General features: G+C 68.2%; 13 protein-coding genes. 2 read left to right on the top strand and 11 right to left on the bottom strand.

The window, feature by feature from the left end:
- Window positions 1-72: 72 nt before the first annotated feature.
- Window positions 73-1,644, bottom strand: a complete 1,572-nt coding sequence (locus OHB13_RS29615; protein WP_328379095.1) for a hypothetical protein — start codon at window positions 1,642-1,644, stop codon at window positions 73-75.
- 286 nt (window positions 1,645-1,930) lie between these two features.
- Between OHB13_RS29615 and OHB13_RS29610 the strand changes: the two genes are divergently transcribed.
- Window positions 1,931-2,992 carry an LCP family protein gene (locus tag OHB13_RS29610; protein WP_266851912.1) on the top strand — a complete coding sequence of 354 codons (1,062 nt, stop codon included), beginning with the start codon at window positions 1,931-1,933 and terminating at the stop codon, window positions 2,990-2,992.
- A 156-nt stretch (window positions 2,993-3,148) separates the two neighbouring features.
- Here OHB13_RS29610 and OHB13_RS29605 read toward each other — a convergent pair whose 3' ends face one another.
- From OHB13_RS29605 to ngcE, 10 genes are all read right to left on the bottom strand, one after another.
- Window positions 3,149-4,195: a hypothetical protein gene (locus OHB13_RS29605; protein ID WP_328379094.1), complete on the bottom strand. Its 1,047-nt coding sequence runs from the start codon at window positions 4,193-4,195 to the stop codon at window positions 3,149-3,151.
- A 112-nt stretch (window positions 4,196-4,307) separates the two neighbouring features.
- Window positions 4,308-5,783 (bottom strand): amino acid permease, encoded by a 1,476-nt coding sequence (locus tag OHB13_RS29600; protein ID WP_266851915.1) that lies wholly within the window; start codon window positions 5,781-5,783, stop codon window positions 4,308-4,310.
- Window positions 5,784-5,946: 163 nt separating this feature from the next.
- Complete coding sequence (gene dxs, locus OHB13_RS29595; protein WP_328379093.1) at window positions 5,947-7,869, bottom strand: 1-deoxy-D-xylulose-5-phosphate synthase; 1,923 nt, start codon at window positions 7,867-7,869, stop codon at window positions 5,947-5,949.
- 185 nt (window positions 7,870-8,054) lie between these two features.
- On the bottom strand, window positions 8,055-9,341 hold the full coding sequence (locus OHB13_RS29590; RefSeq protein ID WP_266851918.1) for a sugar ABC transporter permease: 1,287 nt from the start codon (window positions 9,339-9,341) through the stop codon (window positions 8,055-8,057).
- Window positions 9,338-10,126, bottom strand: coding sequence for an ATP-binding cassette domain-containing protein (locus tag OHB13_RS29585; protein WP_266851920.1), 789 nt, complete (start codon window positions 10,124-10,126; stop codon window positions 9,338-9,340). Before OHB13_RS29585 ends, OHB13_RS29590 begins: the two co-directional genes overlap by 4 nt.
- A 173-nt stretch (window positions 10,127-10,299) precedes the next feature.
- Window positions 10,300-11,406, bottom strand: a complete 1,107-nt coding sequence (locus OHB13_RS29580) for an ABC transporter substrate-binding protein (RefSeq protein ID WP_328380418.1) — start codon at window positions 11,404-11,406, stop codon at window positions 10,300-10,302.
- Window positions 11,407-11,538: 132 nt separating this feature from the next.
- A complete protein-coding gene (locus tag OHB13_RS29575; RefSeq protein WP_266851922.1) occupies window positions 11,539-12,738 on the bottom strand; it encodes an ROK family transcriptional regulator in 1,200 nt (399 codons plus the stop codon).
- 305 nt (window positions 12,739-13,043) lie between these two features.
- Entirely contained in the window at window positions 13,044-13,958 is a 915-nt protein-coding gene (locus OHB13_RS29570) for a carbohydrate ABC transporter permease (protein WP_266851924.1), read from the bottom strand.
- A 1-nt stretch (window position 13,959) separates the two neighbouring features.
- Window positions 13,960-14,883 carry a carbohydrate ABC transporter permease gene (locus OHB13_RS29565; RefSeq protein WP_266851926.1) on the bottom strand — a complete coding sequence of 308 codons (924 nt, stop codon included), beginning with the start codon at window positions 14,881-14,883 and terminating at the stop codon, window positions 13,960-13,962.
- A 49-nt stretch (window positions 14,884-14,932) separates the two neighbouring features.
- Window positions 14,933-16,378 carry an N-acetylglucosamine/diacetylchitobiose ABC transporter substrate-binding protein gene (gene ngcE, locus OHB13_RS29560; RefSeq protein ID WP_266851928.1) on the bottom strand — a complete coding sequence of 482 codons (1,446 nt, stop codon included), beginning with the start codon at window positions 16,376-16,378 and terminating at the stop codon, window positions 14,933-14,935.
- Window positions 16,379-16,850: 472 nt separating this feature from the next.
- Here ngcE and OHB13_RS29555 point away from each other — a divergent pair, with 472 nt between their 5' ends.
- Window positions 16,851-20,675: a GH92 family glycosyl hydrolase gene (locus OHB13_RS29555; RefSeq protein ID WP_328379092.1), complete on the top strand. Its 3,825-nt coding sequence runs from the start codon at window positions 16,851-16,853 to the stop codon at window positions 20,673-20,675.
- Window positions 20,676-20,843 lie beyond the last annotated feature (168 nt).

Genomic DNA, 20,843 nt, shown 5'->3' with positions numbered 1-20,843 from the left:
GACACCAGTACGTTACGTACCGGCAGGTTTTGGCCGCCCCCGCGAGCCGCCGGACGCCCGGACCTGGCCCAACTAGGCCCAGGGGGCGAGATCCAGCCCCTGCCCGCCGGGCAGCTGCCGCGTGACGGCGAGCCGGGCATCGGGCCCCAGCGCGGCGATCGTGATCCGGCCGAGCCGGTCCCGGACGAGGGCGGGCGGAACGAGGCACCACTGCTCCGTACTCGACCACCACACACCGGAATCGGGCCGTCCGTCGACATGGAAACCGGCCAGGCAGTACCCGTACGCGTCGGTCGAGACGAGCACGGTACAGGCCCAGCCGCCGATGTCGGCACCGGTCGCACCGGCGACCCTTCCCATGGCATCGGAGCTGTGCAGCGTCACGGGGCCCGGGGCGTTCCACTGCCACTGGCAGAGCTCGCCGGTCCCCGCGTACCGGTAGCGCAGTGCTCCGCTCTCCGGCGCGGGAGCCAGACTGTCCGCGGCCGCATGGACGTTGGAGCCGGTGTCCTCGGCCCAGGCGCCGTCGCGCCCCGTCCGGCTCCAGCGCGCCGTCCCGGGGGCGTCCCGCAGCCGGGCGAAGAGCTCCACCCTGCCGTCCGGCACCCGGAGGGCCACCAGCTCGTCCGCGGTCTTGGCGCCGCGCAGATGCTGCCAGGACGACCACGACCCATTGGGCTTCTCGTGGCGGGTGTTCACGGTGTGCTCGTCGTTGCGGATGAAGACATGGAGCGTCCCGTCGTCGTCGAACGCGGCCACGGGGAAACCGACATGGCGGCCCCGCTCCGGTTCGGCGCGGTGCGGATTGCCCAGCGAGTGCCACGGCCCGGCCGGGCGCCCCGTCTGGTACTGGGTCGCGCACACGACGTCGACGGTGACCGCGCCACCGCGGCCTTCGGTACGGCGCAGACCGACGAGGCGTACGTAGCCGTCCGGCCCCTGCACCACGGTCAGCCCGGGCAACAGGCCCGGGGCTTCCAGCCGTTCGGGGCCCGACCACCCGCCGGTCACGCCCTCGGTCCAGCGCAGCACCGCCCCGGCCGTGGGCAGATAGCCGGAGAGACGGCCGTCGTTGCCCCTGATCAGCCAGGTGCCCGGCGGCGCGTATCGGGGGCGGAGCACCGGGCCGACGGCGTCGGTGGGCGCCGCCTCCCGGCAGTCGACGAGAAGCGGCTGCCCGCTCTCGCGCTGGTAGGCATCGGCCGCCCGGAGAGCGGCGCTCGCGGCTGCGGTGCGGCGCTGCTCCGTACCGGGGTCCCCGGCGGGAGTTCCCGAGGGTGCGTCGGGGCCGGTAGTGAGGACCACCGCCGGTCGTACGGCGCGGAGTTCGCCCAGGACCGCCTGCGTACCGTCGCCACGTGACGCGAGGACGCGCGGCTCGCCCCGGACCCGCCGGCCCTGCCGTACGGCGTCGGACACGGCCCGGTCGAACATCTGCCGCTCCTGCGGTCCCCCGCTCTCCAGGCAGACCACGGCGACCTCGCCGGGACCGCCGGCGCTGGCGCCGGCGAGCAGGACGGCCGCGTCGGCGGGTGTGGCCGCGACGAGCAGGACGGCGCCCGCCTCCCGCCGGGCCCCGGCAGACTCCGCGGGCCGCGGGTCCCGCCCGTACTCCTCGGCACGGGGCCCGGTTGATGCCACCATCGCGCTGTCGCTCCTTCCGCCGCGGAATCCGCGGTTCCCGCCCCTGAGCCTGCTGGACGGCCTCCGGCCGGGTGGCCGCCCGTCAGGCTCTTACGCACACCAGCACGATAGACGCACACAAGACGCACACATTTGCCTATATGCTCTGGTGCCAATCGAAACCGGCGGCAACGACGCCCCCCTTTTTTCGCGCTGTCGCACTCGACCGACCGCCAGTCCCCCCATGCCAGACGCGGTCGTCACCCCGCCACAAAGCCGATTACCGGGATCAGAGGACAACTACGGCATGACTCAGGCCACCACCACACCGCCCCACTCGCGCAAAGCCCCCCGGCAGCGCCGTCGTGGGCTCCGCATCGCTCTGCTCGTACTCCTGGTGCTGCTGCTCGCCGCGGGCGGAACCGCATGGTGGCTGTACAGCAACCTGAACGGCAACATCAAGGGCGTCGACATCAACAAGTCGCTCGGCAAGGACCGTCCGGAGAAGCTGCCCACCACCGGACAGAACCTGCTGGTGCTCGGCTCCGACTCCCGCGCCGGGGAGAACGGGAAGATAGCCGGCGGCAACGTCAGCGGCGCCCGCTCCGACACCGCGCTGGTGATCCACGTGCCCGAGGGGCGCAGCAGGGCGACCGCGGTCAGCATCCCGCGCGACACCCTGGTGACCCGGCCCGAGTGCGCCAAGTCGGACGGCTCGTCGGTGCCTTCCGCGAACCGGGTCATGTTCAACTCGGTCTACTCGCAGGTCGGTCCGGCCTGTGTGGTGAAGACCGTGGAGCAGATGTCCCACGTACGGATCGACCACTACATGGAGGTCGACTTCGCCGGATTCAAGGGCCTCGTGGACGCGCTCGGCGGGGTCACCGTCGATGTCCCGCAGGACATCCACGACGGGGCCAGCGGCCTCAACCTCAAGGCGGGCCCGCAGAAGCTGAACGGCACCCAGTCGCTGGAGTTCGTACGGACCAGGCACGGCATAGGCGACGGCAGCGACCTGGGCCGGATCGGGCTCCAGCAGCAGTTCCTGCTCGACCTGCTGAGCGAGGTGCAGAAGCAGGACGTGCTGAGCAGCCCCACCAAGACGTACAAGATCGCCAACTCCGCGACCAAGTCGCTGACCACCGACTCGGATCTGGCGTCGCTCACCAAGCTGGCGGAGTTCGCCCGCAGCATGAAGGGCGTCAACCCGGACACCATGGAGACGATCATGCTCCCGGTGGCGTACGACAAGGCCGACCCCAACCGGGTGGTGGCGGCCGAGCCACAGGCCACGCAGTTGTGGAAGGCCATCCACACGGACACGGAGATCCCCGAGTCGGCCAAGAAGTCACCGGCGCACGGCGGTTGACCGCTTTGGTCCGGCTCCGTACGGACCGGTTCTGATTCCGGCACGGCCCCGTTTCGGCGAATTCGAGGGGCGGTGCCGGAAATCAGTCCGTGGAGCCGGCCACGGGACCGCCGTTTCCGGCTGTCATCCGGTACCACCTGCCGCAGGAACGGCAGTTCAGGCCCTGGTCCATGCCGCCAGTGCGAGGCCCGGTTCCGCTTTCTGACGTGCCACCCGCAGGGTGCCGTCCCCGGCGATGGCGGCGAGCACCACCCGCCCCTCCGCGTCCACCGCCAGCGCGGGCGCGCCGACCGACGGCTCGCCGGTCTCCGTCCACCACAGGCCGTCCGCCTCGCCCTCGGTCGGGCAGGCCGCGATGGCCGGGCGGCCGTTCCTGGCGCGGTGGGCGAGGACCGTGCAGTCATAGCCCTCTATGGAGGTGCGCAGCACCGCCACCGGACCGCCGTCCGGCGCGCCGCCCAGCGCCAGGGCTCCGGTCCCCCGGCGGTGCGCGGTCACCCCGGCGCCGCCGGGTGCGCAGCCGTAGTACGTGGCGCGGTCGTCCGCCGTGCACAGCCCGGTGACGGATCCGGCGGCGGCCGTGGCGGTGAACGGTTCGGCTTCGGTGAAGTCGCCCCCGGGCTCCTCCTGGCACCAGCGCGACAGCTGCTCATCGGCGGGGACCAGCAGCTCGACCCGGCCGCCGACGGCGACCGCCGCGGGCATCCCGTCCAGGAGGTGACTGCCCTTCAGGTCCTTCCACCCCTCCCACTTGCCGGACTTGCCCTGTCTGCGCAGGCTGACGCCGCCGGCCGCGTTGCGTACGAAGACATGAACCCGGCCGTCGTCGGCGACCGCCGCCGCCGGGACCCCGACCGCGCGGGCGCGGTCCTCCTCCTTGTGCGGATTGCCGAGGGAGTGCCAGGGGCCGAACGGCCGGCCCGTCTGGTACTGCGTCGTGTGCATCAGCTCGACACCCTTGGCGGTGGTGCGCCGGGTGATCAGATGGACATAGGTGTCCGGGCCCTGGGCCAGGGTGGCGTGGGTGAGACCGGGGGCCTCGATGAAATCCGGCCCCGTCCAGTCGGGCCCGCCGGGCCGCTGTTCGGTCCAGCGGAGCAGACCGCCGTCCGCCGGGGCGTAGGCGCTGAGGCTGCCGTCCTTGCCCCGCAGCAGCCAGCAGCTCGTGGCGGGGCCTGCGGCCTGTACGGAACGCGACGACATGGCTGGCTGCCAGCCTTCCCTCAACCGGTCGAACGGTACCGCTGAGAATAACATTCCGCCTGGTGAGAGCGGTGGGTGCCCGAGCCCGCCGGGGCCCGGGCACCGGGCCGGGCTACTTCTGCGCCCGCTCGGACATCCGGCTGTGCCCGCGCCCGTACCAGACATACACGACACCGCCGACGACCATCCAGATACCGAACCTGATCCAGGTCTCGGCCGGCAGGTTCAGCATCAGCCAGAACGAGGCGAGCGCCGAGAGGATGGGCACCAGCGGCACGAGCGGGGTCCGGAAAGCGCGCGGCAGATCCGGGCGCTGCCGGCGCAGGATGATGACTCCGACAGCCACCAGGACGAACGCGAACAGCGTCCCGATATTGACCAGGTCGGCGAGCACGCTGATCGAGGTGAAGCCCGCCACCAGCGCCACGATCAGACCGAGCAGGATCGTGGAGCGGTAGGGCGTACCGAACCTTGGGTGCACCCGCGAGAAGACCTTGGGCAGCAGTCCGTCACGGCTCATGGCGAAGAAGACCCGGCTCTGGCCGAGCAGCAGGATCATACAGACGGAGGTGAGGCCGACGGCCGCGCCGAAGCTGATCACGCCCGCCCAGAAGGGGTGTCCGACCGACTTGAACGCGTCGGCGAGCGGGGCGTCCGTGGACAGCTGGGTGTACTTCTGCATCCCGGTGACGACGATCGAGACCGCCACGTACAGCACGGTGCAGACCGCCAGCGAGCCGAGGATGCCGCGCGGCACGTCGCGCTGCGGATTGCGGGTCTCCTCGGCCGCGGTCGCGACGATGTCGAAGCCGATGAAGGCGAAGAACACGACGGCGGCCGCGGTGAAGATGCCCATCACACCGAAGGAGCCGGGCGCGAACCCGAAGAGCTGTACGAGCGGGGCGCTGAGGCTGCTGCCTGCCGAACCCTTCACGGTCGGCGGGATGAAGGGGTGGTAGTTCGATCCGGTGATGTAGAACGCGCCCACAATGATCACCAGCAGGACCACGGTGACCTTCACGGCCACGATGATCGTCGTCACGCGCGAGGAGAGCTTCATCCCCAGGACCAGGATTCCGGTCAGCACCAGGACCAGGATGGCCGCCAGCAGATCGAAGCCGAACTTGCCGTTATGCGTCCCGGAGAGGACCTGCGGCATACCGATCCCGGCCGTGTCCATCAGTGAGCGCACATATCCGGACCAGCCGACCGCCACCACCGCACAGCCCAGGGCGAGTTCGAGGACCAGGTCCCAGCCGATGATCCAGGCCGGCAGCTCACCGAGCGACGCGTACGAGAAGGTGTAGGCGGAACCCGCGACCGGCACCGTGGACGCGAACTCTGCGTAACAGAGAGCCGCAAGGGCGCAGACGACACCGGCCACCACGAAGGCCAGCGCCACCGAGGGGCCCGCAGTCTCCTTGGCGATCAGACCGGTCAGGACGAAGATCCCGGTACCGATGACGACCCCGATACCGAAGACCGTCAGATCCAGTGCGGACAGCGTTTTCCTGAGTGCGTGCTCCGGTTCCTCCGTGTCCCGGATCGACTGCTCCACGGATTTCGTCCGGAAGAGACTGGTGCTCACGGGCGTACCTCCACGCTTGTAGTCCTCGCCATGATCGGAGCGCGTGAGTGCGATGTACCCGCAGGTGAGGACCTTTCACACGAATGAGCCGGTGGGACCACCCGTACAGGTAGGCCCCACCGGCTCGTCCGGTGCCGCGCGGCCGCGCGCGTGGGTGGTGCGGTCAGTCGCGGGCGGGCTCCGCCGACGCGGCCGACGGGCTGTCGTACCGGCCGTCGATCTTCGCGACGAGGCCGGTGACCTGGCGCGCGATGTCCGGCGCGGTCAGCCCGATCTCGGCCATGACCTGCTTGCGCGAGGCGTGGTCGAGGAAGCGCGGCGGGATGCCGAAGTCCCGCAGCGGGACGTCGACCCCGGCGTCGCGGAGCGCCTGGGCGACCGCTGAACCGACGCCCCCGGCCCGGCTGTTGTCCTCGACGGTGACGACCACCCGGTGCTGCTCGGCGAGCGGGGCGAGCGCCTCGTCGACCGGCTTGACCCAGCGCGGGTCGACCACGGTGGTGGAGATCCCCTGCTTGTTGAGCAGTTCGGCGATCTCCAGGCACATCGGGGCGAGCGCGCCGACGGAGACGAGCAGGACGTCCGGCGCGGTGGTGCCCGCCTCGCGCAGCACGTCCATCCCGCCGACCCTGCCGACGGCGGGGACGGCCGGGCCGACCACGCCCTTCGAGTAGCGCACCACGGTCGGCGCGTCCTCGACCCGGACGGCCTCACGCAGCTGGGCGCGGACCTGCTCGGCGTCGCGCGGGGCGGCGATGCGCAGCGTCGGGACGCACTGGAGGATGGACATGTCCCACATGCCGTTGTGCGAGGCGCCGTCGTCGCCGGTGACCCCGGCCCGGTCCAGTACGAAGGTGACACCGCACTTGTGCAGGGCCACATCCATCAGGAGCTGGTCGAAGGCGCGGTTGAGGAAGGTCGCGTAGACCGCGAAGACCGGGTGCAGCCCGCCCGTCGCGAGCCCGGCGGCGGAGACCGCCGCGTGCTGCTCGGCGATCCCGACGTCGTACACCCGCCCGGGGAACTCCTTCGCGAACTTGGTCAGGCCGACCGGCTGGAGCATGGCCGCCGTGATGGCGACGATGTCCTCGCGCTCCCGGCCGAGCTTGACCATCTCGTCGCCGAAGACCGAGGTCCAACTGGCGGCGGACGCCTTGATCGGCAGACCGGTGTCCGGGTGGATCGGGCCGATGCCGTGGAAGTGGTCGGCCTCGTCCTGCTCGGCGGGCTGGTAGCCGCGGCCCTTCTCCGTGAGGCAGTGCACGATGACGGGTCCGCCGAAGCCCTTGGCGCGCTCCAGCGCCGACTCCAGGGCCGCGATGTCGTGGCCGTCGATCGGGCCGACGTACTTCAGGCCGAGGTCCTCGAACATGCCCTGCGGGGCGATGAAGTCCTTGAGGCCCTTCTTCGCGCCGTGCAGGGTCTCGTACAGCGGCTTGCCGACGACCGGCGTGCGTCCCAGGAGGTCCTTGCCGCGGGCCAGGAAGCGCTCGTATCCGTCGGTCGTGCGGAGCGTGGCGAGGTGGTTGGCCATCCCGCCGATGGTGGGCGCGTAGGAGCGCTCGTTGTCGTTCACGACGATGACGAGCGGGCGGTCCTTGGCGTCGGCGATGTTGTTCAGCGCCTCCCAGGCCATACCGCCGGTGAGCGCGCCGTCACCGATCACGGCGACGACGTGGTCGTCCTTCTTGAGTACCTGGTTGGCCTTGGCGAGGCCGTCGGCCCAGCCCAGCACCGTCGAGGCGTGCGAGTTCTCGATGACGTCGTGGTCGGACTCGGCGCGCGAGGGGTAGCCGGAGAGGCCGCCCTTGGTGCGCAGCATCCCGAAGTCCTGGCGGCCGGTGAGCAGCTTGTGCACGTAGCTCTGGTGACCGGTGTCGAAGAGCACCCGGTCCTTCGGTGAGTCGAAGACGCGGTGCAGGGCGATGGTCAGCTCGACAACACCCAGATTCGGGCCGAGATGGCCACCGGTCTTGGACACGGCGTCGACGAGGAAGGTCCGGATCTCCCCGGCCAGCTGTTCCAGCTGCTCCGGGCCCAGCCTGTCCAGATCGCGCGGTCCCCTGATGCGGGTCAGCAGCGGCACCCGTGCCTCCTTGCGTTCGAACTGTGATCGAGCTTTGCCGGGTCTGTCGAGTCTAATGTTCCATCCGGGACAGTCGTCATCGGGCGGTGCGTCGTACGTCACCCGTTCGGCGTACGGGACGCACGGGAGCCCGGCGCGGGAGTGTCCCGGCCGGGCGTCCGATGTGCGGGTTGTCCGCCGCGCGGTCAGGCGCGGCCGGCGGACTTCTGGGTCTTGCGGGTCACGGCGTCGATCACGACCGTGGCGAGCAGGACGCCACCGGTGATCATGTACTGGATGGGCGAGGCGATGCCCTGCAGCGACAGGCCGTACTGGATCGAGACGATCACGAGTACGCCGAGCAGCGCGTTCCAGGTGCGGCCGCGGCCGCCGAAGAGGCTGGTACCGCCGATGACGGCCGCCGCGATGGCGTTCATCAGCAGGTCACCGCTGCCGGCGCCCTGGTTGGCGGTGGCGATCTTGGAGGCCAGGAAGAGACCCCCGACGGCGGCGAACGTACCGGCGATGGCGAAGACGGAGATCCGGATCATCGTGACGTTGATACCGGCCCGCCGGGACGCCTCGACGCTGCCACCGAGTGCGAAGACCTTGCGGCCGTACGTGGTGCGGCGCAGGGCGAAGTCCGTGCCGACCAGTACCACCAGGAAGATCAGGACGGCGAGCGGCAGGCCCTTGTACTGGTTGTACATGTAGGCGACGGCGAGGCCGACGACCGCAAGCACGGCGGTCCGCAGCACGATCTCGCTGAGCGGCCGGGACGGCACGCCCGCGGCCTCACGGCGCCGGGCGTCGAGGAACGAGGTGAGGAAGAAGATCACCACACCGACCACGGCGACGGCGTAGGCCACCGCCACGTCGGAGAAGAAGTAGCCCGTCATGTTCGCGATGGGCCCGTCGTCGGGCAGGTTGATCGTGCCGTTGTCGCCCAGGATCTGGAGCATGAAGCCGTTCCAGAACAGCAGACCGGCCAGGGTCACCGCGAACGCGGGAACGCCGATACGGGCGAAGAAGAAGCCGTGGATCGCGCCGGCGACCGTGCCGGTGAGGATGGCGAGCACCAGGGCCAGCCACTGGTTCATCCCGTGTGTGACGTTCAGCACGGCGAAGGCCGCACCGGAGACACCGGAGACCGAGCCGACCGAGAGGTCGATCTCGCCGAGCAGCAGGACGAAGACGATACCGACGGCGATCATGCCGGTACCGACCATGGTCACCGAGATGTCGGTGAGGTTGCCCGCGGTGAGGAAGCGCGAGTTCACGCTCTGGAAGATCGCGGCGATGACGATCAGGCCGACGATCACCGGGATGGAGCCGAGCTCACCCGCGCGTATCTTGCGCCGGAACTCGGACAGGTAACCGGCGAAGCCCTGCTCGCGGACGAGCAGCCGGGGGTCGACGGCGGCCACCGCGTCGGCGGCCGGAGCCGGGGCGTCCACCGCGGCGGGCGCGGGGGAGGTCTTGTCGATACTCACTTCTGAACCTCCACACCGCGCGACGCACGACGGGTCACAGCGTTGTCCGTGGCGCCGGTGATGGCGGCGATGATCTCTTCCTGCGAGGTGGTCTTCACGTCGAAGACACCGTTGTTGCGGCCGAGCCTGAGCACCGCGACCTTGTCGGCGACGGCCTTGACGTCCGCCATGTTGTGGCTGATGAGCAGGACCGCGTGGCCGCGCTCACGGAGCCGCTCGACGAGGTCGAGGACCTGCGCGGTCTGCTCCACGCCGAGGGCCGCGGTCGGCTCGTCGAGGATGACGAGCTGGGGCTCACCGAGCATGGACCGCGCGATGGCCACGGTCTGGCGCTGACCGCCGGAGAGCGAGGCGATCGGGATGCGCACGCTGGGGATGCGGATCGAGAGCGTGGTCAGCAGCTCGCGGGAGCGGCGCTCCATCTCGACCTCGTCGAGGATGCCGCGCTTGCGCAGCTCCCGGCCGAGGTAGAGGTTGCCGACGACATCGATGTTGTCGCAGAGCGAGAGGTCCTGGTAGACGGTCGCGATGCCCAGGTTCTGCGCGTCGTGCGGCTTGTTGATCTGTACTGCCTTGCCTTCCCACTCGATGACACCGTCATCGATGGGGTGCACGCCTGCGATCGTCTTGACCAGCGTGGACTTTCCGGCTCCGTTGTCGCCGACCAGGGCGAGCACTTCACCGCCGTAGGCTTCGAGCTCCACATCGGTGAGCGCCTGGACGGCACCGAATCGCTTGGAGACCCCACGCAACGCCAGCACGGGCGTAGCGGACACTTGAACCATCTCCTTCGCCGCCTGACCGGCGGGGATACCGCGCTGCCATGAGAGCGCGGTGGCGTAAAGGACCCCTTGACCGGGGTGTACCGTCCGACGCCCGGCCCCGGTAGCGGGACGGTTGGGGGGCGGGGCGCCGGACGGGCTTCAGTGAGGCGTAATTCCCTTGCGGGGCAGGGGGATTACTTCAGACCGATCTTGTCGCACGCGGCCTTGTAGGCCGGGGTGCAGATGTCGGCGACCGTGTAGATGCCGTCCTTGATGACGGTGTCCTTGATGTTCGCCTTGGTCAGTGAGTAGACCGGGAAGATCACCGAGGGGATGTTCTTCTCGCTGGAGCTGTCGACCTTGGTCTTGACGATCGAGTCGAGCTTCTGGCCCTTGGCGAGCGCCACTGCCATCTCGGCCGCGACCGGGCCCTCACGGAGGTACGGCTTGTAGACGCTCATGTACTGCGTACCGGCCACGATGCGCTGCACACCGGCGAGTTCGGCGTCCTGACCGGTGACCGGCGGGATCGGGGAGACACCGGCGGACTTGAGGGCGGTGATGACGCCGCCCGCCATGCCGTCGTTGGCGGAGAGGACGCCGATGACGTTCTTCTTGCCGATGGCGGTGATCGCGCCCTCCATGTTGGAGTTGGCGTTCTCCGGCTTCCACTCCTTGGTGTCGTACTCCTTGCCGATGTTCACCTTGCCGTCGAGGACGGAGTGAGCGCCCTTCTTGTAGTCGGCGGCGTTCGGGTCGGTCGAGGAGCCGTTCATCATGACGATCTTGCCGGACTTGGCCTTGGAGCCGAGCGCCTTCAGCAGCGCGGTGCCCTGCGTCTTGCCGACGGTCCGGTTGTCGAAGGAGACGTACGAGTCGATCGGTCCCTCGGCGAGGCGGTCGAAGGCGACGACGGGGATGTCGGCCTCCTTGGCCTTCTTGACCGAGGAGGCTATCGACTTGGCGTCGACGGCGTCCACGATGATGGCGTCCACCTGGTTGGTGACCATGGTGTCCATCTGCTGGCTCTGCGTGTCGGCCTGCTGCTTGGCGTTGACGTAGGTGATCTTGCCCTTGCCGTGCGTCAGCTCCTTGACCTTCTTCTCGATCAGGGGCTTGTCGAACTTCTCGTACCGGGCGGTCTGGTTCTCCGGCAGGAGCAGACCGATGTTGAGGGCATCGCCCTTCTTGGCGGAGTTCGAGGACGCCTTGTCCTTCCCGCCCGACTCCTTGGCGCTGCCACAGGCCGCGAGAGAGACAGCCATAGCGGTGACGGCCACGGCCACGGCGGCACGACGCATCTGCGTGTTCACTTCAGAAACCTCCCTGACGAGGCCGCGACATTGCGGCCGAGGTGCCTGGAGTCAACTCGGCTGCCAGGCCAGCGTCAAGGAGTAAATCCTTAACGAGATGGCAACGGTGTCATTCGTTATCTAAGTGAAGGCAGGAGTGCCGGTGGGCAGCGCCGTGTCCAAAAGACTTGAATCGCCCATTTCACTGAGGACCAGCGCCAGCGCGCCCAGCACTTCCGCCCGGCCGCCGAGCGCCCCGGGGAGCACCGACAGCTGCCGCGCCGCGCTGGGGATCGCGTACCTGCCGACCGACTCCCGGATGGGGTTGAGCACCAGCTCACCGGCCTCGGCGAGATCCCCGCCGAGCACCACCCTGGTGGGGTTCAGGAGGTTGCAGAGGTTGGCAACGCCGCTGCCGATGTGCCGGCCGACGTCCGCGATCACCCGGCGGCAGCCCGGATCGCCCCCGCGGGCGAGCTGGACGACCCGCTCGATGGTCAGACCGGTGCCGTGGCTGGACTCCAGCAGGGGCAGGACGTACCGGGCCGCCGTGAAGGTCTCCAGGCACCCGCGGTTGCCGCAGCGGCAGACAGGGCCCGACTCGTCGAGCGTGATGTGCCCGATCTCGCCCGCCGTGCCGCCGGGGCCCCGGTAGATCTGCCCGTCGATCACCAGACCGGCTCCCACCCCGCTGGCGACCTTGATGTAGGCGAGGTCCCTGACCCCGCGCCCGCTCCCCCAGACCAGTTCGCCGAGCGCGCCCAGGTTGGCGTCGTTGTCGACGTACACCGGCACTCCGAGCCTGGACGCCAGCTCGTCGCTCGGGTTGATCCCGGACCACCCCGGCAGGATCGACGTGGAGCCGAGGGTGCCCGACTCGACGTCGATCGGCCCCGGCACCCCGAGCCCCACACCGACGACCTTGTCGGCGCCGATGCCGGTGGCCTCGATCAGCCGGTTGACCAGCTCCTCGGCCCGGCCGAAGCCTTCGGCGGCCGAGGCGTCCACATCCAGCGGCTCGGACTCCTCGGCGAGCACCTGGTGGGCGAGGTTGCCCACGGCCACCCGCAGATGCGTATGCCCGAAGTCGACCCCGATCACGATGCCCGCGGACCCGCTCAGCGAGACGCTGCGGGCGCGGCGGCCGCCGGCCGATGTCGGGGTGACCTCGACCGTGCCGCCCTCTTTCAGCTCGCGGACGATATTGGAGACCGTGGCTGCCGAGAGCCCCGTGCTGCGGGCGATCTCCGCCTGAGTGAGCGAGCCCGCCATACGCACCGCGCGTACGACCCGCTCAAGGTTGGCCCGGTGCAGAGATGTCTGCGACCCCGGAGTCTCCATCGACTCATCCACTCCTGCCACTGGCGGACGGCACGACGGCCGCCCCCGCGCGGGGCGCGTGTATTGAGCCCCGCCCTATCTCCAACATGTGAACCCTCAGCTGACCCTTTGGCCCTCTCTCCCGTCAAGACCTTGAGCAAGACCTTGAGCAAGGGCCGACACGGATGAGCGGGCGACACCCGGGGTGAAACGGACGAACCGCCCGACAGCGGATGCCGTCGGACGGTTCGGAGCACAGATCCGGCGTGAAGATCCGGGCTGGGACCCGGGCTGGAGACCCGGGGGGGCGAACGGAAGAGGAAGTTCTACTTCAGTGCTCCCGCGGTCAGCCCCGCCACGACCTGCCGCTGGAAGATGATGTACGCCGCGAGGACCGGCAGCATCGCCATCACCAGACCGGCGAAGAGGCCGGAGTAGTCGCCCTTGTAGCCCTGGCTGGTGGCCAGTTCGACCAGGCCCTGGGCCAGCACCCGCTGCTTCGGGTCGGTGTTCAGCACCGTGGGCAGCAGGTACTGGTTCCACTGGCCCAGGAAGTTGAAGATGCCCACGCTGATCAGGCCCGGCTTGGCCATCGGCAGCATCACCTGGAAGAAGGTCCGGGTGTGCGAGGCGCCGTCGAGCGTCGCGGCCTCGGCCACTTCTCCCGGCAAGGTCCGGAAGAACGAGGTGAGGAAGAAGACGGTGAACGGCAGTGAGTAGGCGATGTAGACCAGGATCAGGCCCTGGGTCGTGTTCAGCAGACTCATGTTGTTCATGACGAAGAACAACGGCACCAGCGCCAGGATGATCGGGAAGCTCATCCCCCCGACGAACAGGTAGTAGATGAACCGGTTCCCCGGGAAGTCGAAGCGCGCCAGCACATAGGCCGCCATGGAGCCGAGCAGCAGCGTGCCGATCAGCGAACCGCCGACGACCACGATGGTGTGCCCGAAGTACTGACCCATGTGCGCCTGGCCCCAGGCACGGGACCAGTTCTCGAAATGCAGCCGGTCGGGCAGCTTCCACGGCTTGGCGAGGATGTCGTGGTCGTTCTTGAACGAGGACATCACCGCCCACAGCAGCGGCACCACGACCAGGACCGCCCAGATGATGAGCACGCCGTGCGAGAAGACGTTGAGGGTGCCGCCCTCGCTCTTCTTCGCCGGGGGCGCGGTGGGCTTGGCCGGCGGCGCGGGCTCGCGGTCCTTGGTGAGCTCGGCCGGAGGGGTGTCAGTGGTCATCTCAGAACTCCAGCCGCTCGCGCCGGCCCAGTCGCATCACGATGGCGGCGAACACCATGGTGAGTACGAGGAGGGCGACACCGATCGTTGTCGCGTATCCGGCCTGCCCGTCGCGGAACGCCGTCTGGTAGACGAACAGCGGCAGCACGGTGGTCGATTGGGCGGGCCCGCCCGGGCCCACACTCATGATGTTCACCGCGGCGAACGCCTCGGCGCCGAGGGACAGGATGCCCATGTACACCCAGCCCGACTGCACGGTGTCCCAGAGCAGCGGAAGGGTGATCCGGAAGAAGGTCGTGACCCGGCTGGCGCCGTCCAGCAGCGCCGCTTCGTAGAAGTCCTTCGGGATGGACGCCATACCGGCGGAGAAGAGCACCACGAAGAAGCCGACCTGGGACCAGACCAGGACCGCGAAGATGCACCAGAGGGCCAGCTTCGGGTCACCGAGCCAGTCCGGCTGGATGCTGTCGAGATGGACCGCGCTCAGGGCCCCGTTGAGGATGCCCCCGTCGGGGTTGTAGATGAACCTGAAGAGCAGGGCGACGATCGCGATCGACAGCACCTGCGGGAAGAAGTACGCGATCTTGTAGAACCCCGAGCCGCGTACGCCCGCGATGGCCGCGCCCTTACGGCGGCGGCCGCCGACATTCAGCATGAAGGCGAAGAACAGCGCGAGGCCGAGCGTCACCAGCGGCAGCAACAGCACGAAAAGGACGCTGTGTTCCAGGGACTTCCAGAATGTGGAGTCGTGGAGCATCCGGCTGTAGTTGTCGAAGCCGACCATCTTGAAGTCCGGGCTCAAGCCGGTCCAGTCGGTGAACGAGTAATAGATCGACTGAATGAACGGCCATATGACGAAGACTGCGTACAACGCCAGTGGGACTACCAAGAATCCCACAATGAACCGGTACTTACCTTGTTGCATGGTTACCGACCCCGATCTTCCGGCGGGTGCCGCCGCTGGTGACGCGTGCTCACTGGTGCTTGTAGTGGGTGATCGACGTGTCCTTGGCCGCCGCGTCCGTGTACTGCTGACACTTCTTGATGGCCTCGGCCGGGGTCATACGGCCGGCCATCATCTCGCCGAGTACGGAGACACCGATCTGCTCCTTCTGGAGCTTCACGTACCAGTCCTGGAGGCGCGGGTTGAGGACGTTGTCGCCCGCAGCCTTCAGAGCGCCGAGGGCCGACTTGAGGCCCGGCGTCAGCGTCAGACCGTCGGTGCCGCCGTTGAAGGCGGACAGCGACTTCACCTTGGACGTGAAGGTCTTGGAGGAGGCCTCGCTGAGCATGATGCGCAGCTGGTCCATGCCCGCCTCGGGGTTCTTGGCGTTCTTCGGCACGATGAAGGGCTCACCGCCACCGGCCCAGAGGGTGCCGAACGGCATCTTGTCGGAGGAGTCCAGGCTGGACGGCGCGCCGACCCGCATCTCGAAGTCCTTGGGCGTGGTCTTCGCCGACTCGTTCTCCACCCAGGAGCCGTTGGGGATGAAGAGCGCCTTGCCCGCGGTCCAGGCCGTCTGGGACTGGATGTGGTCGATGCCGGGCGTGCCCTTGAGGATGTAGCCCTTCTTGAAGAGCTCGTAGTAGGCCTCGAACCCGGCCTTGACCGCGGGGTGCTTCCAGGCGTTGGGCGCCAGGTCGTCGATGTCGTCGAGGACCTTGCGGCCGCCGATCTTGCCGATGAAGGGGAAGAGCGAGAACGGCAGGTAGTACGGGTACTTGCCCGCGTACGTCCAGCCGGCGATGCCCTTCTTCTTCGCCTTGGCACAGACGGAGAGCATGTCGTCCCAGGTCTTCGGGTACTCGACGCCGAGCTTGTCCAGGTTGGTCTGCGAGTACCACACGCCGTAGACGGTGTACGCGTAGTTCATGATGTAGCAGGCCTGGCCCTCGTACTGGCCCATCTCCACGATGCCCGCGCGCAGGGTGTCCCTGACCTTCTTGGCCGGGTCGTCGACGGACGGCGCGTCCAGCAGCGGCGTGAGGTCGGTCAGCTGCTTCTTGCCGACCAGGACACCCATGTCCATCTGCTCGGCGCCCGAGTTGTCGATCAGGTCCGGCGGGGTGCCGCCGTTGAAGCGCGGCTGCAGCTCCGACTGGATCTTCTGCGTGGCCGAGAAGTTCACCTTCGACTTCGGGTGCGCCTTCGAGTACAGCGCGTTGGCGGCCTTGGCGTAGTCGGTGCCGAAGCCACCGTCGAAGACGACCATGTCGAGCGGGGCGGTCTCGTTCACACCCAGCGGGTTACTGGCGGTCGTCTTGCCCTTTTTGACCTGCTTGTCGCCGCTGCTGTCACTGCTCGCGCAGGCAGAGAGGAAACTCATCGTCGGAACGGTGATCAGGCCGAGAGCGGCAGACCGCTTGATCAGATCACGACGGCCGAGGCCCTCATTGGTGCGGGCGGAGGTGGATCCCATGCTCAAGTCCTCGCCTTCTACAGGACTCAGGCGGTGTACCGGTCGCCCGTTGAGAATTCGCCTCAGGCGAAGGGCCCCGCCACCGCGGTCAGTTGACGCTGGGGTTGCACTGGCTGCAGGAGGGAAAGCTTGGGAATACGGCCGGGGTGCCGTGAAGCCCCCGCCCCGATCCCCGCCCCCCTGGTCCGCCGCCAAAGACACGGCTAGGCGGACGTCGACAGGTATAGTCCACTTCCCTTCGACTGGGCAAGATCGAATGCAGGTTTGAACGTCAGTCTTTCCCGAGTTGAGACCTCACAGACATCTGGTGCACTCCGCCCACGGAGTGACACCCACTCCTGAGAGCGCGTCCAATTCTTCCTGCCGCGCGCCGTCAACACCCTTGACTCAGCTGTCACTTACCTTCCTACTGGACTTTGCGCAGCAGAATGACAACGTTGTCCATAACGTTCAGGTGAGAGGAAAGACCCTCATGCAGACCAGACCTCGGCACAGGGCCGGCCCGGCCGCCGCCCTGGTGGCGGCCGCTTTTGTGCTCGTCGTGGCGGGGCAGGGCGCGGCCGTCGCCCAGCCCGCCCAACCCCATGTAGGGGACAAGGGGTTCAGCTCCTCGTTCGAAGCGGACCAGCCGCAGCCGGACTGGCGCAATACCGTTGAAGTGGACCAGGACGGCCATAAAAGGTCCTCCGGTATCGATGGCACCATCAATGCGGGAATACCCGGCAATGTCACGGACCATGTCGTCACCGTGCGGGCCAGTGACGAGAACGCCGGAAGCGGTGAGGGCAAGGGCAGCCTCATCGACATCAACCCGGACACCAAATGGCTTGCATTCCACCCCACGGCATGGGTGGAGTTCGATCTCGACGAGGCGGTCAAGCTCAAGACGTACGCGCTGACGTCCGCCAACGACCACGACGAGCGCGACCCGAAGGACTGGACCCTCCAGGGCTCCACCGACGGCAAGGACTGGAAGACCCTCAGCACCCAGCAGGGCCAGGACTTCGACAAGCGGTTCCAGACGAAGTCGTACGACATCGCGGGCGCGGACACCGCGTACGCGCACTACCGCCTCGACATCACCGCCAACCACGGAGCCACCGACGCGGTGCAGCTCGCCGACGTCCAGTTCTCTGACGGCGACACGAGCACGCCTCCGCCGTCGGACATGGTGACCCGGGTGGACAGCGGGCCCACCTCGTCGCCGACCGCCAAGACGGGCGCCGGGTTCACCGGCACCAGGTCGCTGCGGTACGAGGGTACGCAGAAGGGCACGGGCCGCGCGTACTCGTACAACAAGGTCTTCGACGTCAACACCCGGATCAGCCGGAACACCGAGCTGTCGTACAAGGTCTTCCCCGAGATGGGCAAGACCGACCTGAACTACCCGTCCACCAATGTGGCGGTCGACCTCGCCTTCACGGACGGCACCTATCTGAGCGATCTGAAGGCCACCGACTCCAATGGCGGGCTGCTGACGCCGCAGGGGCAGGGGGCCGCCAAGCGGCTGTATGTCAACCAGTGGAACGCCGTCTCGGCGGACATCGGGACGGTCGCCGCCGGCAAGACCGTCGACCGGATCCTGGTGGCGTACGACTCCCCCAAGGGCCCGGCGGTGTTCCGGGGCTGGATCGACGACATCTCGCTGGCGGCCAAGAAGGCGGAGAAGCCGTCCGCGCACCTCTCCGACTACGCCCTGACCACCCGGGGCACCAATTCGAGCGGCTCCTTCTCGCGCGGCAACAACTTCCCGGCGACCGCCGTCCCGAACGGCTTCAACTTCTGGACGCCGGTCACCGACGCAGGCTCCACCAGCTGGCTCTACAACTACGCGAACGGCAACAACGCCGACAATCTGCCCACACTCCAGGCCTTCAGCGCCAGCCATGAGCCGAGCCCCTGGATGGGTGACCGGCAGACCTTCCAGGTGATGCCGTCGGTGGACTCCGGCACCCCCGACGCCTCCCGGACCAAGCGCGCCCTCCCCTTCAAGCACGAGAACGAGGTCGCGAAGCCCGACTACTACGGGGTCACCTTCGAGAACGGCCTCAAGGCCGAGATGACGCCGACCGACCACGCGGCGATGATGCGGTTCACCTACCCCGGTGACAACGCCAGCATGATCTTCGACAACATCTCCAACGACGGCGGCCTCACGCTGGACCCGAAGACCGGCACCTTCAGCGGCTACTCGGACGTCAAGAGCGGCGGCTCCACCGGGGCCACCCGGATGTTCGTCTACGGCGTGGTCGACACCCCGGTCACCGCGAGCTCCAAGCTCACCGGCGGGGGCGGCGACAACGTCACCGGCTACATGCGCTTCAAGCCGGGCAAGAACCGCACGGTCACCCTGCGCATCGCCACCTCGCTCATCGGCGTGGACCAGGCGAAGTCCAACCTCGCCCAGGAGCTCCCCGCGTCGTCCACCTTCGCCGGGACCGAGGCGAAGGCCCGCTCCCAGTGGGACAGGATCCTCGGCAAGATCGAGGTGCAGGGAGCCACGCACGACCAGCTGACCTCGCTCTACTCGTCCATGTACCGGCTGTATCTCTACCCGAACTCGGGCTCGGAGAAGGTCGGTTCGAAGACGGAGTACGCGAGCCCCTTCTCGGCCAAGGCCGGTGACAACACCCCGACGCACACGGGCGCCAAGGTCGTGAAGGGGTCGGTGTACGTCAACAACGGCTTCTGGGACACCTACCGGACGACCTGGCCGGCGTACTCCTTCCTCACCCCGAAGAAGGCGGGAAAGCTGGTCGACGGCTTCGTCCAGCAGTACAAGGACGGCGGCTGGATCTCCCGCTGGTCCTCCCCCGGCTACTCCGACCTGATGACCGGCACCAGTTCGGACGTGGCGTTCGCCGACGCCTATGTCAAGGGCGTGAAGTTCGACGCGAAGGCGGCGTACGAGGCGGCCCTGAAGAACGCCACGGTCGTCCCGCCCAGCTCGGGCGTCGGACGCAAGGGCATGGACACCTCGCCCTTCACGGGCTACGCCTCCACCGCGACCAACGAGGGCATGTCGTGGTCGATGGAGGGCTACGTCAACGACTACGGCATCGCGCAGATGGGCAAGGCGCTCTACAAGAAGACCCACGAGACCCACTACAAGGAGGAGTCGGAGTACTTCCTCAACCGGGCGCAGAACTACGTCAAGCTCTTCGACCCCGAGGTCGGCTTCTTCCAGGGCCGTACCCCGGACGGCAGCTGGCGGCTCCCGGCCGACAAGTACGACCCGAGGGTCTGGGGCTACGACTACACCGAGACCGACGGCTGGGGGTATGCCTTCACCGCTCCGCAGGACTCGCGCGGTCTGGCCAACCTCTACGGCGGCCAGGCGGGTCTGGCGAAGAAGCTGGACACCTACTTCTCGACGCCGGAGACGGCGGGCCCCGAGTACACCGGCTCGTACGGCGGTGTCATCCACGAGATGACCGAGGCGCGCGACGTACGGATGGGCCAGTACGGGCACAGCAACCAGGTGGCGCACCACGTCACCTATATGTACGACGCGGCGGGTCAGCCCTGGAAGGCGCAGGAGAAGATCCGCGAGGTGCTCGGCCGGCTGTACACCGGCAGTGACATCGGGCAGGGCTACCACGGCGACGAGGACAACGGCGAGCAGTCGGCCTGGTACATCTTCTCCTCGCTCGGCTTCTACCCCCTGGTGATGGGCAGCGGCGAATTCGCCGTCGGCTCACCGCAGTTCACCAAGGCCACCGTGCACCTGGACAACGGCAAGGACCTGGTGGTCAAGGCTCCGCAGAACAGCGCCAAGAACATCTATGTGCAGGGCCTCAAGGTGAACGGCAAGGCCTGGAACTCCACCGCGCTGCCCAATGACGTTCTGCAGCACGGCGGCACCCTGGACTTCGCCATGGGCCCGCAGCCGTCGAAGTGGGGCACCGGGAAGAACGCGGCCCCGGTCTCGATCGCCAAGGACGACAAGGTGCCGTCGCCGCGCGAGGACGCGACGAGTGGTTCCGGTGCACTCTTCGACAACACGTCGAAGACGGACGCCACGTTCACCTCGGCCGACCTCCCCGTGAAGTCGGCGACGCGGACCGTGCAGTACACCCTCACCTCGTCGGACAAGGCCAAGGCCCCGACCGGGTGGAAGCTGGAGGGCTCCACGGACGGCACGAAGTGGACCACTCTGGACCAGCGCTCGGGTGAGTCGTTCGGCTACGACAAGCAGACCCGGGTCTTCTCCGTGGCCCACCCCGGCACGTACCAGAAGTACCGCCTGGTGAGCACCGGGACGGCGACGCTGGCGGAGGTGGAGCTGCTCTCCTGATCCGCGGGTGATCGACCGCACGGAGTGAACTGCGGGGGCGGGGCCGGGACTTCCTGGCCCCGCCCCTCGGTGCGTACGGGGCCCGGCCGCCACGCCGGTCCCGGGCCGTGCGCTCCCGTACCCACGGCCGGGTTCCGTGCGGATCACCGCCGACCTCTGGAAACATCC

Origin of the sequence: Streptomyces sp. NBC_00440, from assembly GCF_036014215.1 — a bacterium.
In the GTDB taxonomy this organism is placed as follows: domain Bacteria; phylum Actinomycetota; class Actinomycetes; order Streptomycetales; family Streptomycetaceae; genus Streptomyces.
This window is presented reverse-complemented; position numbering and strand designations above follow the sequence as displayed.